This is a genomic window from Microbacterium ulmi (genome assembly GCF_011759705.1).
GTDB lineage: Bacteria > Actinomycetota > Actinomycetes > Actinomycetales > Microbacteriaceae > Microbacterium > Microbacterium ulmi.
In genome coordinates this window covers 679,594-696,414 of sequence record NZ_JAAOZF010000001.1, presented here as the reverse complement: position 1 = coordinate 696,414, position 16,821 = coordinate 679,594, and the positions used below count along the sequence as shown (strand labels likewise).

The window sequence follows — 16,821 nt, the reverse complement described above, 5'->3', positions numbered from 1 at the left end:
TCGCCCGCCCGCCCGCCCGCCCGCACAGCGTGCGCGACGGCCCGAGGCCGCGGATGCCCGGCGGTGGGCCTGGCGTGCGTGCGCGTGTGCGGCAGTGGGTCTGGTGTCCGTGTGTGTGTGTGGGCCTGGCGTCCTCGTGCGTGTGCGGCGCTGAGCCCGGCATCCTCCTGCGTGTGCGGCGCTGAGCCCGGCATCCGCGTGGGTGTCCGGCGCTGAGCCCGGCATCCGCGTGCGTGTGCGGCGCTGAGCCCGGCATCCTCCTGCGTGTCCCACGCTGAGCCCGGCATCCTGCTGCATGTGCGGGGCTGAGCCCGGCAGCCGCGTGCGTGTCCGGCGCTGAGCCCGGCATCCGTGTGTGCCGCCGGCGCTAAGGTGACCGCATGAGCTGGCTCGCCGGGGTCGCGACGGTGCGCTCGTACGAGCGTGCGTGGCTGCGCGACGACCTCAAGGCCGGGGTCGTGCTGACGGCGCTGCTCATCCCGGCGGGCATGGGCTACGCGGAGGCGGCAGGCCTCCCGCCCGTCACGGGGCTGTACGCCACGATCGTGCCGCTGCTGATCTACGCGATCGTGGGGCCGAGCCGCATCCTCGTGCTAGGCCCCGACTCGGCGCTCGCGCCCATCATCGCCGCGGCGGTCGTGCCGCTCGCGATGGGAGACCCCGCGAGGGCCGTCGCGCTCGCGGGGCTGCTCGCGATCATGGTCGGCCTCGTGCTCGTCCTCGCGGGCGTGCTCAGGCTCGGATTCGTCACCGACCTGCTCTCCAAGCCCATCCGCGTCGGCTACCTGAACGGCATCGCCGTCGTCGTCCTCATCTCCCAGACGCCGAAGCTGCTCGGCTTCGGCATCGAGAGCCGGCGCCCCGTGGTCGATGTCGTCACGATCTCGACGAGCCTCTCGGAGACCGATCTGATCGCCGTCGCGTTCGGCGCCGCGAGCCTGGCCGTGATCGTCGTGTTCCGGCTCGTGCGCTCTCGCGTCCCCGGAGTGCTCGCAGCCGTCGCAGGGTCGATGCTCGTCGCGTGGCTCGCGGGCCTCGCCGACGACGTCCCCGTGGTGGGCGCACTGCCTCAGGGGCTTCCGGCGCCGGCGCTCGGCGGCCTCGCGTGGAGCGATGTCGCGGCTCTCGCGGGCCCCGCTCTCGGCATCGCGCTCATCGCGTTCGCCGACACCGGAGTGCTCTCGCGCACGTTCGCGGCGCGGCACGGTCGCAGCGTGAGCGGCAGCCGGGAGATGGCGGCGATCGGCATCAGCAACGCGGCATCCGGGCTCCTGGGCGGCTTCCCGATCTCGGGTTCGTCCTCCCGCACACCCGTCGCCGAGCAGGCCGGCGCCCGCACGCAGCTGACGGGAGTCGTCGGCGCGCTGCTCGTGCTCGCGTTCATGCTGCTCGCGCCGGGCGTGACGGCGTACCTGCCGTCGGCGACGCTCGCGGCGGTCGTCATCGTGGCCGCGGCGAGCCTCATCGACGTGCCGGGCACGCTGCGTCTCATCCGGATGTCGGCCGTCGACGGCGTGCTCTCGATCGCGGCGTTCCTGGGCGTCGTGCTGTGGGGGGTTCTCGAGGGCATCCTCGTGGCGATCGCCCTGTCGCTCGTCGCGTTCGTGAACCAGGCCTGGCGGCCGTACCGCGCGGAGCTCGGCCGCGTCGCGGGCGTGCGGGGATACCACGACCTCTCGCGCCATCCCGAGGGCGAGCGCGTGCCGGGAGCCGTCATCGTCCGGTTCGACGCGCCCCTCTTCTTCGCGAACGGCGGACTGTTCGACGACTACGTGCGCTCGGTCGTGGCCGCGGCGCCCCGCGACGTGCACACCGTGATCCTCGCCGCCGAGCCCATCACCGATATCGACACGACCGCCGTCGACGAGCTCGTCGAGCTCGACGACACGCTCGCCGCTCGCGGCATCCGGCTCGTGATCGCCGAGATGAAGGGACCTGTGAAGGACCAGCTGCGCCGCTACGGACTCGGCGAGCGCTTCGGGCCTGATCGGTTCGCGCCGACCGTCGGGGCGGCCGTCGATGCGATCACGGGCGAGTTCCGCACCGACATCGAGCCGGACTCTCCGAACCCCGGACGCGGCTAGCTGTCGCGGGCCAGGAGGCCGCTGACGCCGGCGACATGACGTGGGGCGTGCTCCGACTTCCACGCTTCTGGTGCTGCAGAGGACGAGGCAGGTCTCACGGTCGCCAGATGAGCGCGGCGATCGGTGTGACGGCGCACATGCTGCGCGCAGGCTCGTGGCGCCGCCAGACCCCCGACGGCGCACGTCGCGTGCGGGATGGGCACCTCAGGTGCCGCCGCGCGCCCGCCGCCGCGCCCGTCCAGGCGAAGAAGCGGCGGCGGTCGACCGGGCCTGCAGAACTCCACGGATCTACCGCGGCGCGCGGCTCTGGGGTTGCCGCATCGTCGTCGTCCTGCGGAATCAGTGGAGTTCTGCGATCGGCCCCGAGCAGCCGCTGCAGATACGCGAGCGCGACGGCGCCGACGACGCCCGCGACGGCGGCGGGCAGCCAGGCGATGAGCGAGGCGTCGGGTCGGAACGGGCAACCTCCAGCGGCCTTCGGCGACGTTGACCTGCTCGAGCGCTCCTCGACTCCGCTGCGGCAGACGACCGCCACGTGGGCGGCGGCGCGTCATCGACCGATCGACGATACGAATCGAGCGCTGCAGCGCATCGTCGCCGAGTCACCCCGGCCTCATCATCGATTTCGAGCCACATCCTCGACATCGATGTGGAGAGGCCGGACGCGTCCCGGATCGCGCCGGCGATGCCGGGCGGGTCGTGGAGACCGCTCAGGCCCCGGGGCGGAAGCGCTTGGGGGGCGGGGCGAGATCGGCCCACGCGCAGCGGAGAGCGAGCCGTGGCGTGAGCACGATCGGGTCGCCTCTGCCGGGGGGTGGATGCAGCACGAACTCGCCCTTGCCTTGTCGAATGATGCGCCAGCCGCCGTGGTGGAGCTCCCTGTGATGCCAGCGGCAGAGCAGGATGCCGCGGTCGATGTCGGTGCGGCCGCCCTGGGCGTGCGGGTCGATATGGTGTGCCTCGCAGTGGGACGCGGCGCGGTCGCAGCCTCGCCAACGGCAGCCGCCGTCGCGGGCGGCGAGGGCGATGCGCTGTCTCGCGGTGAACAGGCGGGTCTCGTGGCCGAGGTCTAGAGGGTTGCCGCTCGGGTCGACCGTGCAGGCGACGGTTCCTGTGTCGCAGATCTGCTGGGCGACGAGCCAGGCGGGCAGAGCCGTCTGGTCGTCCTCGCAGGATCGCAAGGTCGCAGGGTCGCCAGGTCGCCGGATCGCAAGTAAGCAGGATCGCGAGCCGAGCGGGGTCGCGTGACCGACCCCGCTACCTGTCGAGCGCCGCGAAGCGCTCGATGTCGCCGTTCGTCCCCGACACGATGATGAGGTCGTGGTTCGTCACGATCGTGTCGGCCTCGGCGTAGCGGAACGGCTTGCCCGGGCTCTTCACGCCGACGACCGTCACGTTGTACTTCGTGCGCACGCCCGACTCGTTCAGGCCGACCCCGCGGATGAACTTCGGGGGATACAGCTTCGCGAGGGCGAAGTCGTCGTCGAAGCGGATGAAGTCCAGCATCCGCCCGCTCACGAGGTGCGCGACCCGCTCGCCGGCCTCGCGCTCCGGGTAGATGACGTGGTTCGCACCGACGCGCGCGAGGATCTTGCCGTGCGATTGCGAGACGGCCTTCGCCCAGATCTGCGGCACCTTGAGGTCGACGAGGTTCGCCGTGATCAGGACGGACGCCTCGATCGACGAGCCGACCGCGACGACCGCGACCTGGAAGTCCTGCGCGCCGATCTGCTTGAGCGCGTCCATGTTCTTCGCGTCGGCCTGCACCGTGTGCGTCACGCGCTCCGACCACTTCTGCACGAGCTCGAGGTTCTCGTCGATCGCGAGCACCTCGCGGTCGAGCCGGTCGAGCTCGCCGGCGCACGCGGCGCCGAAGCGCCCGAGTCCGATGACGAGGACGGGGGCATCGCCCCGGATCTGCTCAACCAACGATCGGCCTTTCCACCGGCAGCGAGTACAGCTGCGAACGGGATGTCGCGGCCACGGCCGCGGCGAGAGTCACTGTACCAACGCGGCCCATGAACATGGTCAGAGCCATCACGTAGATCGCGGGATCGGGGAGCCGTGCCGTGAGGCCCGTCGACAGGCCGACCGTCGCGAACCCGGAGATGACGTCGAAGAGCACGTCCTCGACATGCGCGCCCGTGATCTGGGTGATCGTGATCGTCGAGAGCGCGACGATCGTCGCTCCCCAGGCGACGACGGAGAGGGCGACGCGTTGCACATCGCTCGGGATGCGGCGGCCGAACGCCTGCACCGACGGCCGGCCCTTCGCCTCCGAGATGACGGCGAGCGCGAGGACGGCGAGCGTCGTGACCTTGATGCCGCCCGCCGTCGACGCGGAGCCGCCGCCGACGAACATGAGCATCGACCCCACGACGAGCGAGGAGCCGTAGAAGTCGCCCATGTCCACGACCGAGAACCCGCCCGACCTGGTCATTGCCGACAGGAAGAACGACTGGAACGTCGTGTCCCAGGCATCCATGCTCCCGAAGGTCTTGGGGTTGCTGTGCTCGAGGAGCAGGAAGACGCCCGCGCCCACGACGAACAGCAGGATGGTCGTGATGATCGTGAGCTTCGCATGCAGCGACCAGTGCCGCACGTGCCACTGGTGGCGCCACAGCGTGAAGATGACGGGGAAGCCGATCGAGCCGAGGAAGACGCCGGCCATGAGCACGGTGAGGAGGAAGTAGTCGTCCGCGAACGGGACGAGTCCTCCTTCGTTGGGGGCGAAGCCCGTGTTCGTGAAGGCCATCGCCGCGTAGTACGGCGCCTCCCACAGCGCCACGAGCGGGTTCACGCCGGCCCACAGCAGCGACGGGTAGAGCAGGATCGCGAGCGCCGCCTCGATCACGAGGGTCGACAGCGCGACCGTCGCGAGCAGCTGGCCCACCTCGCCGAGGCGCACGGTCTGGCCTTCGTTGACAGGCCCTCCGTGCGCGCGCAGCGGGTTGGAGTCGCCCGCCGCGATGAGCTTGGCCCGCAGGCCGAGGCGCTTCGAGATCACCAGGCCCAGGATCGAGGCCAGCGTCAGGACGCCGAGCGCGCCGACGTTGACGCCGATGTAGGTGAGCACGTGCCCGAACGGCGACCAGTGCGCGTACATGTCGACGGTCGACAGGCCCGTCACGCAGATCGTCGAGACGGCCGTGAAGAGGGCGTCGGCGAGCGGCGTGCCGTGCCCGTCGGCGGAGGCGGCGGGAAGCGAGAACAGCGCCGTGAACAGCAGGATCAGGATCACGAAGACGAGCACGGCGAAGCGGGCGGGCGAAGCGGTCGTGAGCGCCCGCACCTCGTCCCAGGCCTGTCCGAGGCGGGCGAGGAACCGTCGACGCGGTGTACGGCTGAAGGGATCGGCCGCCATGCGCCGCCCCCCTTCGCTCCGAGACTTCCTGCATGGTACTCCGGCGGGCGCCCGACTACTCTGAGCACATGGCGGACATCTTCGACGTGATCGCGGACGGAACGAGGCGCGACATCCTGCAGTTCCTTCTCGATCGCTCGGGGACAGGCGAGCGGGGCACGAGCGTCTCGCACATCGTGGCAGAGCTCGGAGTCAGCCAGCCCACCGTGTCGAAGCACCTCAAAGTGCTGCGCGAAGCCGACCTCGTCTCGGTGCGCGAGGAAGGGCAGCACCGCTACTACAGCCTGTCGCCCGAGCCGCTCGACGTCATCGACGACTGGCTCGTCCCGTTCCTCGTCGACGAGACGGATGCCTCCGCCGCGCTCGCCGCGGCATCCCCCTCGCTCCCGGACTCGGCCGTGCGCACGGCCGATGCCGTCGGGCGGGCCGCAGCATCTGCGAAGCACGCGCTCGAGAGCGCGCTCAAGCCCTTCCGCGACCGTCCCGTCCGCTGACGCGTGCAGCGAGGGGCCCCCGCGCTGAGCGCAGCGGGGGCCCCTCGATGTCGGGCGGGCCTCAGCGGCGCCCCGCCTTGCGGCGGAACAGCCACGCTCCCCACACGACCGAGGCCGCGAGGATGCCGACGCACCACACGATCGCCCACAGCGGCTCGTAGCCGACCGTCCCGCCCGTGAGCAGGGCCCGGATCGTGTCGATGATGGGCGTGACGGGAGAGAACTGCGCGATCGGCTGAAGCCATCCGGGCATCGTCTCGACGGGCACGAAGGCGCTCGACAGGTACGGGACGAACAGGATCACGAACCCGTAGCCGCTCGCGCCCTCCGGGCTCGACGCGGCCAGGCCGATCGCGGCGAACAGGTAGGTGATCGTGAGGATGTACAGAGCGATGACGCCGAGCGCGGCGATCCACTCCCAAGTGTCGGCCGAGGGGCGGAAGCCGACGAGGAGTGCGACTCCGATGACGACGCCGGTCGCGACGAGGTTGCGCGCGAGGCTCGCGACGACGTGGCCGGTGAGAACAGCGCTCGCGCGCAGCGGCATCGTGCGGAAGCGGTCGATGATGCCCGTCTTCATGTCGTTGGCGACCGAGACGGCGGTGGAGGACGCGCCGAATCCCGCGCACAGCAGGATGATGCCGGGCACGACGAAGTCGACGTAGCCGCCGGTCGGATCGATCGCACCGCCGAAGACGAACGTGAACAGGAGCATGAGGAAGACGGGGAGCAGGATCGCCATGAGCAGCGACTCGACGTCGCGCACCGAGTGCAGGAGGCTCCGCTTGACGAACACGGTCTCCGCCGTGAGGCCGCGCACGACCGGGCGCGCGCTGCGATCCGCGGAGACTGCGGGGGTGAGGGCTGCCGTGGTCATGCGATCTCCTTCACGGGGGATGCCGCGCTCGGCGCGGGGTCGGTCGTGCCGCGTCCGTCGGTTGACGTCAGCGCGAGGAACACGTCGTCGAGGCTCGGACGGCGCAGCGTCACGACGCCGTGCGCTCCGGACTCGTCGAGGACGTCCAGCGCGCGGCGCAGGCCCGAGACGCTGCCGTCGGTCGGCACCTCGCGGACGAGCTCGCCGTGCGGGTCGTGCAGCTCGACCGTGTCGCCGCCGATCCGCGCCTTCAGCTGGGCGGCGGTGCCGGTCGCCACGACGCGGCCGCCGTCGAGCACGGCGATGCGATCGGCGAGCTGGTCGGCCTCTTCGAGGTACTGGGTCGTCAGGAACACGGTCGTGCCCGACTCGGCGAGGGAGCGGATGACGTCCCACAGCTCGCGGCGGCTGCGGGTGTCGAGGCCCGTCGTCGGCTCGTCGAGGAAGAGCACCTCCGGCGCGACCACGAAGCTCAGGGCGAGGTCGAGCCTCCGGCGCATTCCGCCGGAGTACGTGCGGACGCGGCGGGATGCGGCATCCGTCAGCTGGAAGCGCTCGAGCAGCTCGCCGGCGCGGACGCGCGAGGCGCGTGCCGGCAGCCCGGAGAGACGGCCGAGCATGTCGAGGTTCTCGAATCCCGTCAGGACGTCGTCGACGGCGGCGGACTGGCCCGTGAGGCTGATGCGCCGCTTGACCTCGTCCGGGCGGCGTGCGACGTCGACGCCCGCGACGGTCGCGGTGCCCGAGTCCGGGCGGGCGAGCGTCGTGAGGACGTTGATGGTGGTCGTCTTCCCCGCCCCGTTGGGGCCGAGGAGGGCGAAGATCTCGCCCGCAGCGACCTCGAGATCGAGGCCGTCGAGGACGGTCTGCCTTCCGAAGGACTTGCGCAGCCCCCGGACGGCGATGGCGTGCGGCATCGGCGTCTCCTGGTTCGTGTGTGTGACCCGGGTCGTGTGTACGACGTGTGTATGACGTAAACTGTTTATGACGATACCACACTGTTTATGACGTACACAATCTAGGCTGGCCGCATGGCGGACAAGAACGCGGACCCAGAGCTTCCTCGAGGGATCGCCCTCGCGTGGGGCGTCGCGGCCAATCCGCAGCGCGGCCCGAAGCGCGAGATGAGCGTCGAGCGCATCGTGGAGGCGGCGATCGAGCTCGCCGACAAGGACGGGCTCTCCGCCGTGTCGATGGCGGCCGTGGCCGCCAGGCTCGGCTACACGCCGATGTCGCTGTACCGGTACGTCACGGCGAAGGACGATCTCATCCTGCTCATGCAGGAGGAGGCGACGGGCCTGCCGCCGGGGGAGGAGACCGAGAGCGGCTGGCGCGCACAGCTCGAGGCGCTCTATCACGGCCAGGTGCAGCGCTATCTCGAGCATCCGTGGGTGCTCGAGATACCCCTGAGCGGAGCGCCGGCCACGCCCAACAGCGCCGCGTGGATGGACGCAGGGCTGCGCGCCCTGGCCGACACGCCCCTGAGCCCGGAGGAACGCCTCGCCGCGATGCTTCTCGTGACGGGGCATGCCCGCTGGGCCGGCACCATCATCGCCGACTACGAGCGCACGCAGCGGGACGAAGGACGAGCGCCCGCCGATCTCGCGCGGCGCGAGGACGCCCTGTTCCGCGAGCTCATCAGCGCCGACGCGTACCCGCATCTGCGCGCCGCCATCGACGCGGGCGTCTTCCTCGACGACTCCGATCCGTTCGCCTTCGGTCTCGCGCGCAGCCTCGACGGGCTCGCGACGTACATCGCGGCGCTCGCCGACGGCGTGCGCGAGCCGCCCCACCCGTGGGTCGAGGCGCAGGACGCCGACGTCGCGGACGACCGCCGCTTCCGCGAGGCCCGCAAGGCGGTGCGGGATGCCGAGAAGGTCCTGCGCGATGCGCGACGCGCGCAGCGCCAGGCGGCCCGCGAGGCGCGGGAGAGGCTGGGTCGCCTTCGCGGCGGCGCGTAGCGGCATCCGTCCCACTGGCCACACGAGTCACACCGGTTTACACGCGTCGCGGCGCCCCCTAGAGTGTGCTCAGCGATTCTGGGAGGGGGACGTCATGCCGGAGCTGCCGGATGTGCGCTTCCTGACCGTCGCCGAGGTGGCAGAGATCATGCGCGTCTCGAAGATGACGGTGTATCGGCTCGTGCACTCGGGCGAGCTGCCGGCCGTGCGTTTCGGACGCAGCTATCGCGTGCCCGAGTCGGCCGTGACCGATGCGCTGCAGCGTCCGATCGCCGACGTCGGCTGAGCGATTCGAGACCCGTTCAGGGTCGCGGTCGCCCGGCTGATAGACTGCTCCGAGGCATTTTTCGTTTCTGCCCGATCCCGGGCGCGGGTCCGTTCCGCGTCCAGACCCCGACATAGTGAGGTTTTCCGTGGGTTCTGTCATCAAGAAGCGCCGCAAGCGCATGGCGAAGAAGAAGCACCGCAAGCTGCTTCGCAAGACTCGCCACCAGCGCCGCAACAAGAAGTAGGCGGCTACATACACCGAGCGCCTGTCCGTGTGACGGGCGCTTCGTGTTTGCGCCGCGCCGAAAGGATCAGCTCCATGCAGAGCATCACCGTCCACGAGCTCAAGGATCGCACCGGCACGCCCCTCCTCGACGTGCGCGAGGAGTGGGAGTATGCGGCGGGCCACGTGCCCGGCGCCGTCAACCTGCCGATGTCGACGATCGGCGAGCACCTCGACGAGCTTCCCGACGGCCCGTTCGACGTGATCTGCGCGCTCGGCGGGCGTTCGGGCCGCGTCGTGGCGGCACTGACCGAGCGCGGCTTCGACGCGACGAACGTCGAGGGCGGCACGGACGCGTGGGTCGCCGCGGGGTACTCCGTCGAGAGCTGACGCTCCGGCGGCCCGCGGCGAAGCCCGTGTCGGGATCCGCTCGTAGGATTGTCGTGTGACGACGATCACCCTCATCGGCAAGCCGGCGTGCCACCTCTGCGACGTGGCGCGCGAGATCGTCGACGCCGTCGTCGCAGAGCTTCCCGACCGCGTCGCAGACGACATCGTCGTCGACGAGGCCTCGATCCTCGACGACCCCGCCCTCTACGACCTGTGGTGGGAGAAGATCCCGGTCGTGCTCATCGAGGGCGCGCTGCACGCGCACTGGCGGGTGTCGGCCGAGCGGCTGCGCATCGCCCTGCTGGATGCCGCAGCCGTCGCCCGCTGACCGCTACTTCTCGATCTCGACGACCTCGGCGTCCGGGGCGTTCGTCCTGACGGAGTCGATGCCGTTGACGGCGCTCGCCTTCGACGCGTAGCCCTGACTCGTCGCGATCACCTGTCCGTTGCCGGCCTTCAGGTTCCAGCGCCAGTCGCCGCCCTTGTCCACCCAGAGTTCGAACTTCCCGGCCACAGGGGCCCCCTTCACGAGTTCGCTGCGACGACACGGATTCGCTCGCCGGGCGGTGCGTCGCCCGCCACCGTCACGCTAGCGGTCGCGCGCCGCCCGCGGAAGGACGACCCTGCTCCTGGGCCCGCTGCCGCACGGCCACCGGTCGCGCGGTGAATGCGAGCGTGACGGCCTCGCCGTACTCGGCACGCTCCGACGCGGCGTGCTGGACGCGCACGAGCGTGGCGTCGTCCGTCCGGACGAGCGTGCGCCGGAAGCTGCCGAGGAATGTCGACTCCTGCACGACGCCCGGGACGCCGCCTGGCTCGGAGGCATCGCGCAGCGACACGTTCTCGGGACGCAGGAAGACGTCGACCTCGCCGTGGACGGGCTCGCCCTCGATCGGCAGCGGAATGCCCCACACCCGCACGTCCGATCCGTCCGCGATCCCTGGCACGACACTGGAGAGCCCGACGAAGGCCGCGACGTTCGCCGTCGCGGGGCGCAGGTAGAGGTCTTCGGGCGTGCCGATCTGGTCGATGCGCCCCGCGTCCATCACCGCGATGCGGTCCGAGACGGCGAGGGCCTCCTCCTGGTCGTGGGTCACGAACACCGTCGTGATGCCCAGGCGCAGCTGGATGCGGCGGATCTCGTCGCGCAGCTGCACCCGTACCTTCGCGTCGAGCGCGGACAGCGGCTCGTCCAGGAGCAGGACACGCGGCTCGGTCACGAGGGCCCGCGCGAGCGCGACGCGCTGCTGCTGCCCTCCCGACAGCTGGTGCGGGAAGCGCTCCGCGAGATGGCCGAGTCCGACCAGCTCGAGCGCGTCGCCCGCGCGGTGCGCGGCGGCGTTCTTGCCGACGCCCCGGCGCCGCAGACCGAACGCCGTGTTGTCGATGACGCGCAGGTGGGGGAAGAGCGAGTACGACTGGAACACCATGCCGATGTCGCGCTTGTTGGTGGGAACGCGCGAGACGTCCTTGCCGCCGAGCAGGACGGAGCCGCCCGTCGCGTTCTCGAGCCCCGCGAGCACCCGCAGCGCCGTCGTCTTGCCGCAGCCGGACGGGCCCAGCAGCGAGATGAACTCTCCGGGTGCGATGTCGATGTCGAGGCCGTGCAGGACCCTGGTCGCACCGTAGTCCTTCACGATGCCGCGGAACTCGACGCTCGTGCCGGCTCCCGCGTCGGCCAGGAGGAGGTTGTCGCTCGTTCGCGGCAGGGCGCGGGCGGCAGAGTCTGTCATGAGGAGGTCCTTCCGGAGCGGTCGCGCCCCGCGCGGCCGATGACGAGCAGCAGGATGAAGACGAAGAGCAGCGCGAGCAGCGTGAACATCGCCGCCGCGTAGCCGTCGATGTTGCTCACGACGAGGATGCCGGTCTGGAAGACCTGACGGTTCAGCAGCGACGCGATCGTGAACTCGCCGAGGACGACCGCGACCGAGATGAGGGATGCCGCGAGCAGCCCGCTGCGGAGGTTGGGCGCGAGGACGCGCAGCAGCACCGTCGACCACCCCGAGCCGAGCGAGCGCGCCGCCTCCGAGAGCGTCTTCATGTCGACGGCGTCCATCGAGGCCTGGATCGACCGGTACGCGAACGGGAGCACCGTGATGCCGTACGCGAACGCGAGGGTCCAGGCCCCCGTGCCGAGCGTGCGGCCGATCTGCAGGTAGATCGGCGTGAGACCCACGACGAGCACGATCGCGGGGATCGAGATCGGCAGCAGCACGACGAACTCGAAGATCGGCCGGAGCTTCGGGAAGCGGAGGTCGACGAGCACCATGGTCGGCGCGAGGACGAAGAGCACGATCGCGACGGTCACGACCGCGAGGACGAGCGAGTTGCCGAGCCCGACCCAGATGGGGCTGTACGTGCTCGCCCGCGCGGGGTCGAACAGTCCCGCCCAATGAGCGAGCGTGAGACCGCCGGTCCGGTTGTCGCTGAAGGTGAACAGCAGCGTCGCCAGAAGGGGGACGGCGAAGAACAGCCCGACGAGGATGCCGATGATCCAGCGGGTCGCGAGAGAGGGTCCGAGGCGGTTCACGACTGCCACCTCGCGGCGCGCCGCTGGACGAGCGAGTAGAGCCACATCACGACGCCGACGACGACGATCATGCCGAACGCGAGCGCGCCGGCGAGGTTCTCGCGGCCGAGCACGGTCTCGCTCGTGAGCGCCGCCCGGATCTGGAGGGGCACGATCTGCGAGCCCTGGCTCGCGAGGGCGGCGGCCGTCGCATACGACGAGAACGCGTTCGCGAACAGGAGCAGGAGGCTTGCGAGGAACGAGGGGGCGAGGACGGGGATGCCGATCCGCGTCCAGAAGCTCGCGCGCGTGCCGCCCAGCGCGAGGTTCGCCTCCGACCACTGGGGCTTGAGGGCTGCGAGCGCCGGCATGAAGGTGATGACCATGAGCGGGATCTGGAAGTAGATGTACGGGAGGATGAGGCCGGGCAGCTCATAGAGCCACGGGCCGTTCGCGAAGATGTCGATCCCGAGGTCCTGGAGGAGCACCCGCACGATCCCGTTCAGGCCGATCGTCGCGATCCACATGAAGGCGAGCATCACGCCGCCGAACTGCGCGAAGACACCGGATGCCGCATCCACGCTCGTGCGCACGGGGTGAGTCTCAGCGACCCCGAGCAGTGCGTAGCAGACGAGCGCGCCGACGACGGCGCCGACGACGGCCGTGAGGAGGGACACCCACGTCGAGTTCCAGAACGTTCTGAGGATGACGGGGTCGCCGAGCGCCGCAAGGTTGTCGAGCGTGAACGCGCCGTCTCCGTCGAACAGACTCGAGCCGATCGCGAGGATCGTCGGCAGGAGGAGGAACACGGCGAGGTACGCCGTGAACGGCAGGAGGCCGATCCACGCCCAGCCGCCGCGGGCGCCGCCCCGCCGGGACGGAGCGGGCGGCTCCGCCCCTGCGGGGTTCGTCGCGTGGCCAGGGTCGTGGCCCGCGATGGTGTCGACGGCGATCACTGGACGGCCGCTGCCCATTCCTTGCCGAGCAGCTCGCCGGCCTTCGTGCTCTGCTCCTCGGTCGGCACGACGGTGTCGTCCGGGGCCTCGGGGAGGGCGGCCGCGGCATCCGCGTCGATCGTCCCCGCCGTCGTCATGGCCTCCATGCGGACGGGCCGGGCGCCGCCCTTGAGCCACAGGTTCTGCACCTCGTCGCTGTAGAGGAACTCCTGCCACAGGCGGGCGGCCGCGGGGTGCGGGGCGTCCTTGTTGATCGCCTGGTTGTAGTAGCCGGCGTAGCCCGTGCCCGGGAAGACGACGACCTTCCAGTCCTTGTTGTCGGCGACGTGCGTCGCATTGAGGTAGTCCCAGTCGAAGACGACGGGGGTCTCGCCGCTCGCGACGGTCGCGGTGGTGACGTTGACCTTGAGCAGGTTTCCGGCCCCGTTGAGATCCGAGAAGAAGTCGATGCCGGGCTGGAAGTCGTCGAGGTCTCCGCCGCTCTGCACGGTCGCGAGGCCGACGGCGGCGAAGGCCGCGCCCGCCTGCGTGGGGTCGCCGTTGATCGCGACGGCGCTCTTGTACGAGGAGTCGAGGAGGTCGTCGAGGGTCGTGGGCGCATCATACTTCGACGAGTCGTAGCCGATCGACATGTACCCGCCGTAGTCGCCGACGAACAGGCCCGTCGGCTCCTTGAGCTCGTCGGGGATCTCGTCCCACGTCTGCACCTTGTACGGCGCGAACACGTCGGTGCTCTGGAGAGCGACCGTGAGCCCGAGGTCGAAGACGTCGGGCGCGGTGTCCAGGCCCGCATTGGACTCGGCGGCCTTGATCTCGTCGGCGCTCGAGACGTCGGGCGACTGCTCGGTGACCGCGATCTCCGGGTACTTGGCCTTGAACGCGTCGATGATCTCGCCGTAGTTCGCCCAGTCGCGCGGGAGCGCGATGACGTTGAGGTTTCCCTCCGCCTTCGCGGCGGTCTCGAGGTCATCGAGCGTGCCGAAGTCGGCGAGGCTCGTCGCGGTCGACGCGTCGACGCCGGACCCGTCGTCGGCGCCGGGCGTGCCGCTCGCGCAGCCGGAGAGCGTGAGGGCCGCAGCCGCCGCGATCGCGACGCCCGCCAGCCGGACGCGGCGTGAGGTGTGGGACATGTGCTGTTCCTCTCGGTGTTCCGGGCGCGCGAGGGCGCGGACGGATTGGTCGGGATGAGAGGAACGTACGAAGGGCGGGTTACCGCAGACGCCGGACCAGGTGAACAGTCCATGAGCACCAGATGGCCGGGATGCGGCGCCGGACACGGATCATGCGTCCGCACGAGACGGCGTCGAGTCCGCGGCTCGAGGACGACGACGACCGAACAGGGGTCTCACAGTGGGGCGGAGTCGCCGAGCCCCCCGATCGGGGATTCATCCTGCGCTCCCCGCTGCCCGCGCTCAGTGCGCGAGCCGGATGCGCAGCGCGTTCAGCTCGGCGGAGGTCAGACCTGCCGCTCGCAGGTATCCCGCGGCGCCGCCGTGCCCGGCATCCACCCAGGAGAGCGCCTGTTCGATCGCGGCTGCGGGGGTCCCCGTGATCAGGGTCCGCAGCTCGGGCGTGATCGGCAGGCCGAACGACGTCACCATCGCGAGCATCCCGTCGGCCCAGGGGCCCGCGAGATTCGCCTCCGAGGCCGCGTAGTCGGCGACGACGGCGGCGCGCTCGGCGCCCGCGGCCTCGAGCAGGAGCGCGGTCGCGACGCCTGTGCGGTCCTTGCCCGCCGTGCAGTGCACGAGGACGGCGGTCGGCTCGTCGTCGCGGGATGCCGCGACGAGCCGCGCGACCTCGGCGAACGCGGATCCGCCGTGCTGCAGCATCCCGATGTAGAGGTCGCCGAGCGACGGCAGGTGGGCCATCGCCTGCGCGAGCAGCTCGGGGGATGCCGCGGCTCCGCTGCGCAGGATCTCCTCCGCGAGGCTCGACATGGCGCCTTCGAGAAGCGAGAGCTCCACGACGCGGAAGGGCCGAGATGCCGGGATGCGGTCGGGGGCCATGGCCTGCTCGGCAGGCATGCGGAAGTCGACGACGACCCCGATGGGCGACGCCGCGAGAGCGTCGAGGCCCGCGGGCGTCAGCGCGCCCAGCGCGTCGGAGCGGAACAGCACGCCCGAGCGTGTCGTGCCGCCCGCCGCGAGGGCGATGCCGCCGGTGTCGCGGAAGTTGTGCAGACCCTCGACCGGGGCGGTCGTCACGGCGCGAGCCGCGTCGGGCCGCGGAAGAGGAACGTCACCTCGCGGATCGACGACTCGCCCAGCAGCAGCATCAGCAGACGCGCGAGGCCCATGCCGAAGCCGCCGTGCGGCGGGGCGCCGTACCGGAAGAAGTCGAAGTAGAACGCGAGATGCGCGGGGTCGAGGCCCTTCTCGCGGGCCTGCACCTCGAGCACGTCGACGCGGTGCTCGCGCTGCGCGCCGGTCGTGATCTCGACGCCCTTGTAGAGCAGGTCGTAGCTCTTCGTGAGCCCCGTCTCGGGGTCGCGCATGTGGTAGAACGCGCGGATCTCGGGGTGGTAGTCGGTGATGAAGACGAACTCGTGGCCGTACGTCTCGAGGACGTGCGCCGAGATCTGGCGCTCGCCCTCGGGGTCGAGGTCGCCGTCCGTGCGCGGGATGTCGTACCCCCGCGCCTTCACGATCTCGCGCGCCTCGGCGAGCGGGATGCGCGGGAACGGGATGCGGGGAACGGCGATCTCGAGCCCGAAGAGCTCCTCGATCTCGGCGCCGTGCTTGTCCTTGACGGCCTGGATCGCGAACTGGAGGAGCTCCTCCTGCATCGTCGCGACGTCCTCGTGGCTCTCGATCCATGAGATCTCGGCGTCGATCGACGTGAACTCCGTCGCGTGGCGGCTCGTGAAGGACGGGTCGGCGCGGTAGACGTCGCCGATCTCGAAGATCTTGCCGAAACCGGCCGACTGCGCCATCTGCTTGAAGAACTGCGGCGACTGCGCGAGGTAGGCGGTCTGCTCGCCGAAGTAGTCGAGCGAGAACAGCTCGGCGTTGGACTCCGACGCGCTCGCCATGAGCTTGGGGGAGTGCACCTCAATGTAGTCGCGCTCGATCCAGTACGTGCGCATCGCGTGCTCGAGCGTCGTCTGCACGCGGAAGATGAGGTTGTTGCGGCGCTGGCGGAGGTCGAGGAAGCGCCAGTCCATGCGCTTGTCGAGCCCGCTGTCGGCGGCGATGGGCGTCTCGGGGAGCGCGGCTGCGGCGATGTCGAGCGACGCGAGCTTGATCTCGACCCCGCCGAGCTTGACGCGCTCGTCGTGCTTGAGCTCGCCCGTGACGGTCAGGAACGTGCCGGTGCTGAGCGCGGAGATGAGGGCCGTCAGGGCGAGGGCCGCGGCATCCTGATCCGTCGCCTCCGGGTCGGGGCGCGTGGCGGGGTTGACGAGCTGCACGGCGCCGGTCTCGTCGCGCAGGATGACGAACTGCACCTTCTTCTGGTCGCGGACGGTCTCGACCCATCCCGACACCGAAACGGGGCCGTCTTCCCGGGCCTGCAGCTGCTTGACGAGAACGCGTTCACTCACGGGGGACAAGTCTACGGGGGCGGATGCCGCGAGCCTGGGCAGGGACTGTCAGGGGTGCGCTGCGGCTGGCTCGCGGCATCCTGTGTTCGCTAGCGTGAGGCGGGTGACGGATGCCCCGGACGGGCCATGGCTCGTGGCGCTGCTCGACTGGG

Annotated in this window: 20 protein-coding genes; 7 read left to right on the top strand and 13 right to left on the bottom strand. The window is 70.6% G+C overall.

Features of this window, described 5'->3' with window-relative positions; genetic code table 11:
* The first annotated feature begins 380 nt into the window (after window positions 1-380).
* Entirely contained in the window at window positions 381-2,084 is a 1,704-nt protein-coding gene (locus FHS08_RS03320) for a SulP family inorganic anion transporter (protein WP_167035434.1), read from the top strand.
* Between the two features lie 94 nt (window positions 2,085-2,178).
* Here the strand turns inward: FHS08_RS03320 and FHS08_RS03315 are convergent, their stop codons facing one another.
* From FHS08_RS03315 to FHS08_RS03300, 4 genes are all read right to left on the bottom strand, one after another.
* A complete protein-coding gene (locus FHS08_RS03315; RefSeq protein ID WP_167035432.1) occupies window positions 2,179-2,619 on the bottom strand; it encodes a hypothetical protein in 441 nt (146 codons plus the stop codon).
* A 175-nt stretch (window positions 2,620-2,794) separates the two neighbouring features.
* Entirely contained in the window at window positions 2,795-3,265 is a 471-nt protein-coding gene (locus FHS08_RS03310; protein ID WP_208382193.1) for an HNH endonuclease signature motif containing protein, read from the bottom strand.
* A gap of 76 nt (window positions 3,266-3,341) precedes the next feature.
* Window positions 3,342-4,013 (bottom strand): potassium channel family protein, encoded by a 672-nt coding sequence (locus FHS08_RS03305; protein WP_167035430.1) that lies wholly within the window; start codon window positions 4,011-4,013, stop codon window positions 3,342-3,344.
* Window positions 4,006-5,448, bottom strand: a complete 1,443-nt coding sequence (locus FHS08_RS03300) for a TrkH family potassium uptake protein (protein WP_167035428.1) — start codon at window positions 5,446-5,448, stop codon at window positions 4,006-4,008. The genes FHS08_RS03305 and FHS08_RS03300 overlap by 8 nt, the downstream gene beginning before the upstream one ends.
* Window positions 5,449-5,516: 68 nt before the next feature.
* Between FHS08_RS03300 and FHS08_RS03295 the strand changes: the two genes are divergently transcribed.
* Window positions 5,517-5,942, top strand: coding sequence for an ArsR/SmtB family transcription factor (locus FHS08_RS03295; RefSeq protein WP_167035426.1), 426 nt, complete (start codon window positions 5,517-5,519; stop codon window positions 5,940-5,942).
* Window positions 5,943-6,003: 61 nt separating this feature from the next.
* Here the strand turns inward: FHS08_RS03295 and FHS08_RS03290 are convergent, their stop codons facing one another.
* The gene (locus tag FHS08_RS03290; protein WP_167035424.1) at window positions 6,004-6,819 is read right to left on the bottom strand and encodes an ABC transporter permease; all 816 of its coding nucleotides are present in this window, start codon (window positions 6,817-6,819) and stop codon (window positions 6,004-6,006) included.
* Window positions 6,816-7,736 carry an ATP-binding cassette domain-containing protein gene (locus FHS08_RS03285; protein WP_167035422.1) on the bottom strand — a complete coding sequence of 307 codons (921 nt, stop codon included), beginning with the start codon at window positions 7,734-7,736 and terminating at the stop codon, window positions 6,816-6,818. The genes FHS08_RS03290 and FHS08_RS03285 overlap by 4 nt, the downstream gene beginning before the upstream one ends.
* 114 nt (window positions 7,737-7,850) lie before the next feature.
* Between FHS08_RS03285 and FHS08_RS03280 the strand changes: the two genes are divergently transcribed.
* From FHS08_RS03280 to FHS08_RS03260, 5 genes are all read left to right on the top strand, one after another.
* Window positions 7,851-8,780: a TetR/AcrR family transcriptional regulator gene (locus FHS08_RS03280; RefSeq protein ID WP_167035420.1), complete on the top strand. Its 930-nt coding sequence runs from the start codon at window positions 7,851-7,853 to the stop codon at window positions 8,778-8,780.
* 94 nt (window positions 8,781-8,874) lie between these two features.
* Window positions 8,875-9,066: a helix-turn-helix domain-containing protein gene (locus FHS08_RS03275; RefSeq protein ID WP_167035418.1), complete on the top strand. Its 192-nt coding sequence runs from the start codon at window positions 8,875-8,877 to the stop codon at window positions 9,064-9,066.
* 127 nt (window positions 9,067-9,193) lie between these two features.
* Window positions 9,194-9,292 carry a 30S ribosomal protein bS22 gene (locus FHS08_RS16735; protein ID WP_003792170.1) on the top strand — a complete coding sequence of 33 codons (99 nt, stop codon included), beginning with the start codon at window positions 9,194-9,196 and terminating at the stop codon, window positions 9,290-9,292.
* Window positions 9,293-9,366: 74 nt separating this feature from the next.
* Entirely contained in the window at window positions 9,367-9,660 is a 294-nt protein-coding gene (locus FHS08_RS03265) for a rhodanese-like domain-containing protein (protein ID WP_167035416.1), read from the top strand.
* Window positions 9,661-9,715: 55 nt separating this feature from the next.
* The gene (locus FHS08_RS03260; RefSeq protein WP_167035414.1) at window positions 9,716-9,988 is read left to right on the top strand and encodes a glutaredoxin family protein; all 273 of its coding nucleotides are present in this window, start codon (window positions 9,716-9,718) and stop codon (window positions 9,986-9,988) included.
* 3 nt (window positions 9,989-9,991) lie between these two features.
* Here the strand turns inward: FHS08_RS03260 and FHS08_RS03255 are convergent, their stop codons facing one another.
* The 7 genes from FHS08_RS03255 to aspS form a co-directional block, all read right to left on the bottom strand.
* Window positions 9,992-10,174, bottom strand: a complete 183-nt coding sequence (locus tag FHS08_RS03255; protein ID WP_167035412.1) for a DUF1508 domain-containing protein — start codon at window positions 10,172-10,174, stop codon at window positions 9,992-9,994.
* 70 nt (window positions 10,175-10,244) lie between these two features.
* Window positions 10,245-11,393 carry an ABC transporter ATP-binding protein gene (locus FHS08_RS03250; protein ID WP_167035410.1) on the bottom strand — a complete coding sequence of 383 codons (1,149 nt, stop codon included), beginning with the start codon at window positions 11,391-11,393 and terminating at the stop codon, window positions 10,245-10,247.
* Window positions 11,390-12,190 (bottom strand): ABC transporter permease subunit, encoded by an 801-nt coding sequence (locus FHS08_RS03245; RefSeq protein WP_167035407.1) that lies wholly within the window; start codon window positions 12,188-12,190, stop codon window positions 11,390-11,392. The genes FHS08_RS03250 and FHS08_RS03245 overlap by 4 nt, the downstream gene beginning before the upstream one ends.
* Entirely contained in the window at window positions 12,187-13,122 is a 936-nt protein-coding gene (locus FHS08_RS03240; protein WP_424960802.1) for an ABC transporter permease, read from the bottom strand. Before FHS08_RS03240 ends, FHS08_RS03245 begins: the two co-directional genes overlap by 4 nt.
* On the bottom strand, window positions 13,122-14,255 hold the full coding sequence (locus tag FHS08_RS03235) for an ABC transporter substrate-binding protein (RefSeq protein WP_167035405.1): 1,134 nt from the start codon (window positions 14,253-14,255) through the stop codon (window positions 13,122-13,124). The genes FHS08_RS03240 and FHS08_RS03235 overlap by 1 nt, the downstream gene beginning before the upstream one ends.
* 282 nt (window positions 14,256-14,537) lie before the next feature.
* The gene (locus FHS08_RS03230; RefSeq protein ID WP_167035404.1) at window positions 14,538-15,332 is read right to left on the bottom strand and encodes a tyrosine-protein phosphatase; all 795 of its coding nucleotides are present in this window, start codon (window positions 15,330-15,332) and stop codon (window positions 14,538-14,540) included.
* Entirely contained in the window at window positions 15,329-16,669 is a 1,341-nt protein-coding gene (aspS, locus tag FHS08_RS03225; protein ID WP_167035402.1) for an aspartate--tRNA(Asn) ligase, read from the bottom strand. Before aspS ends, FHS08_RS03230 begins: the two co-directional genes overlap by 4 nt.
* Window positions 16,670-16,821 lie beyond the last annotated feature (152 nt).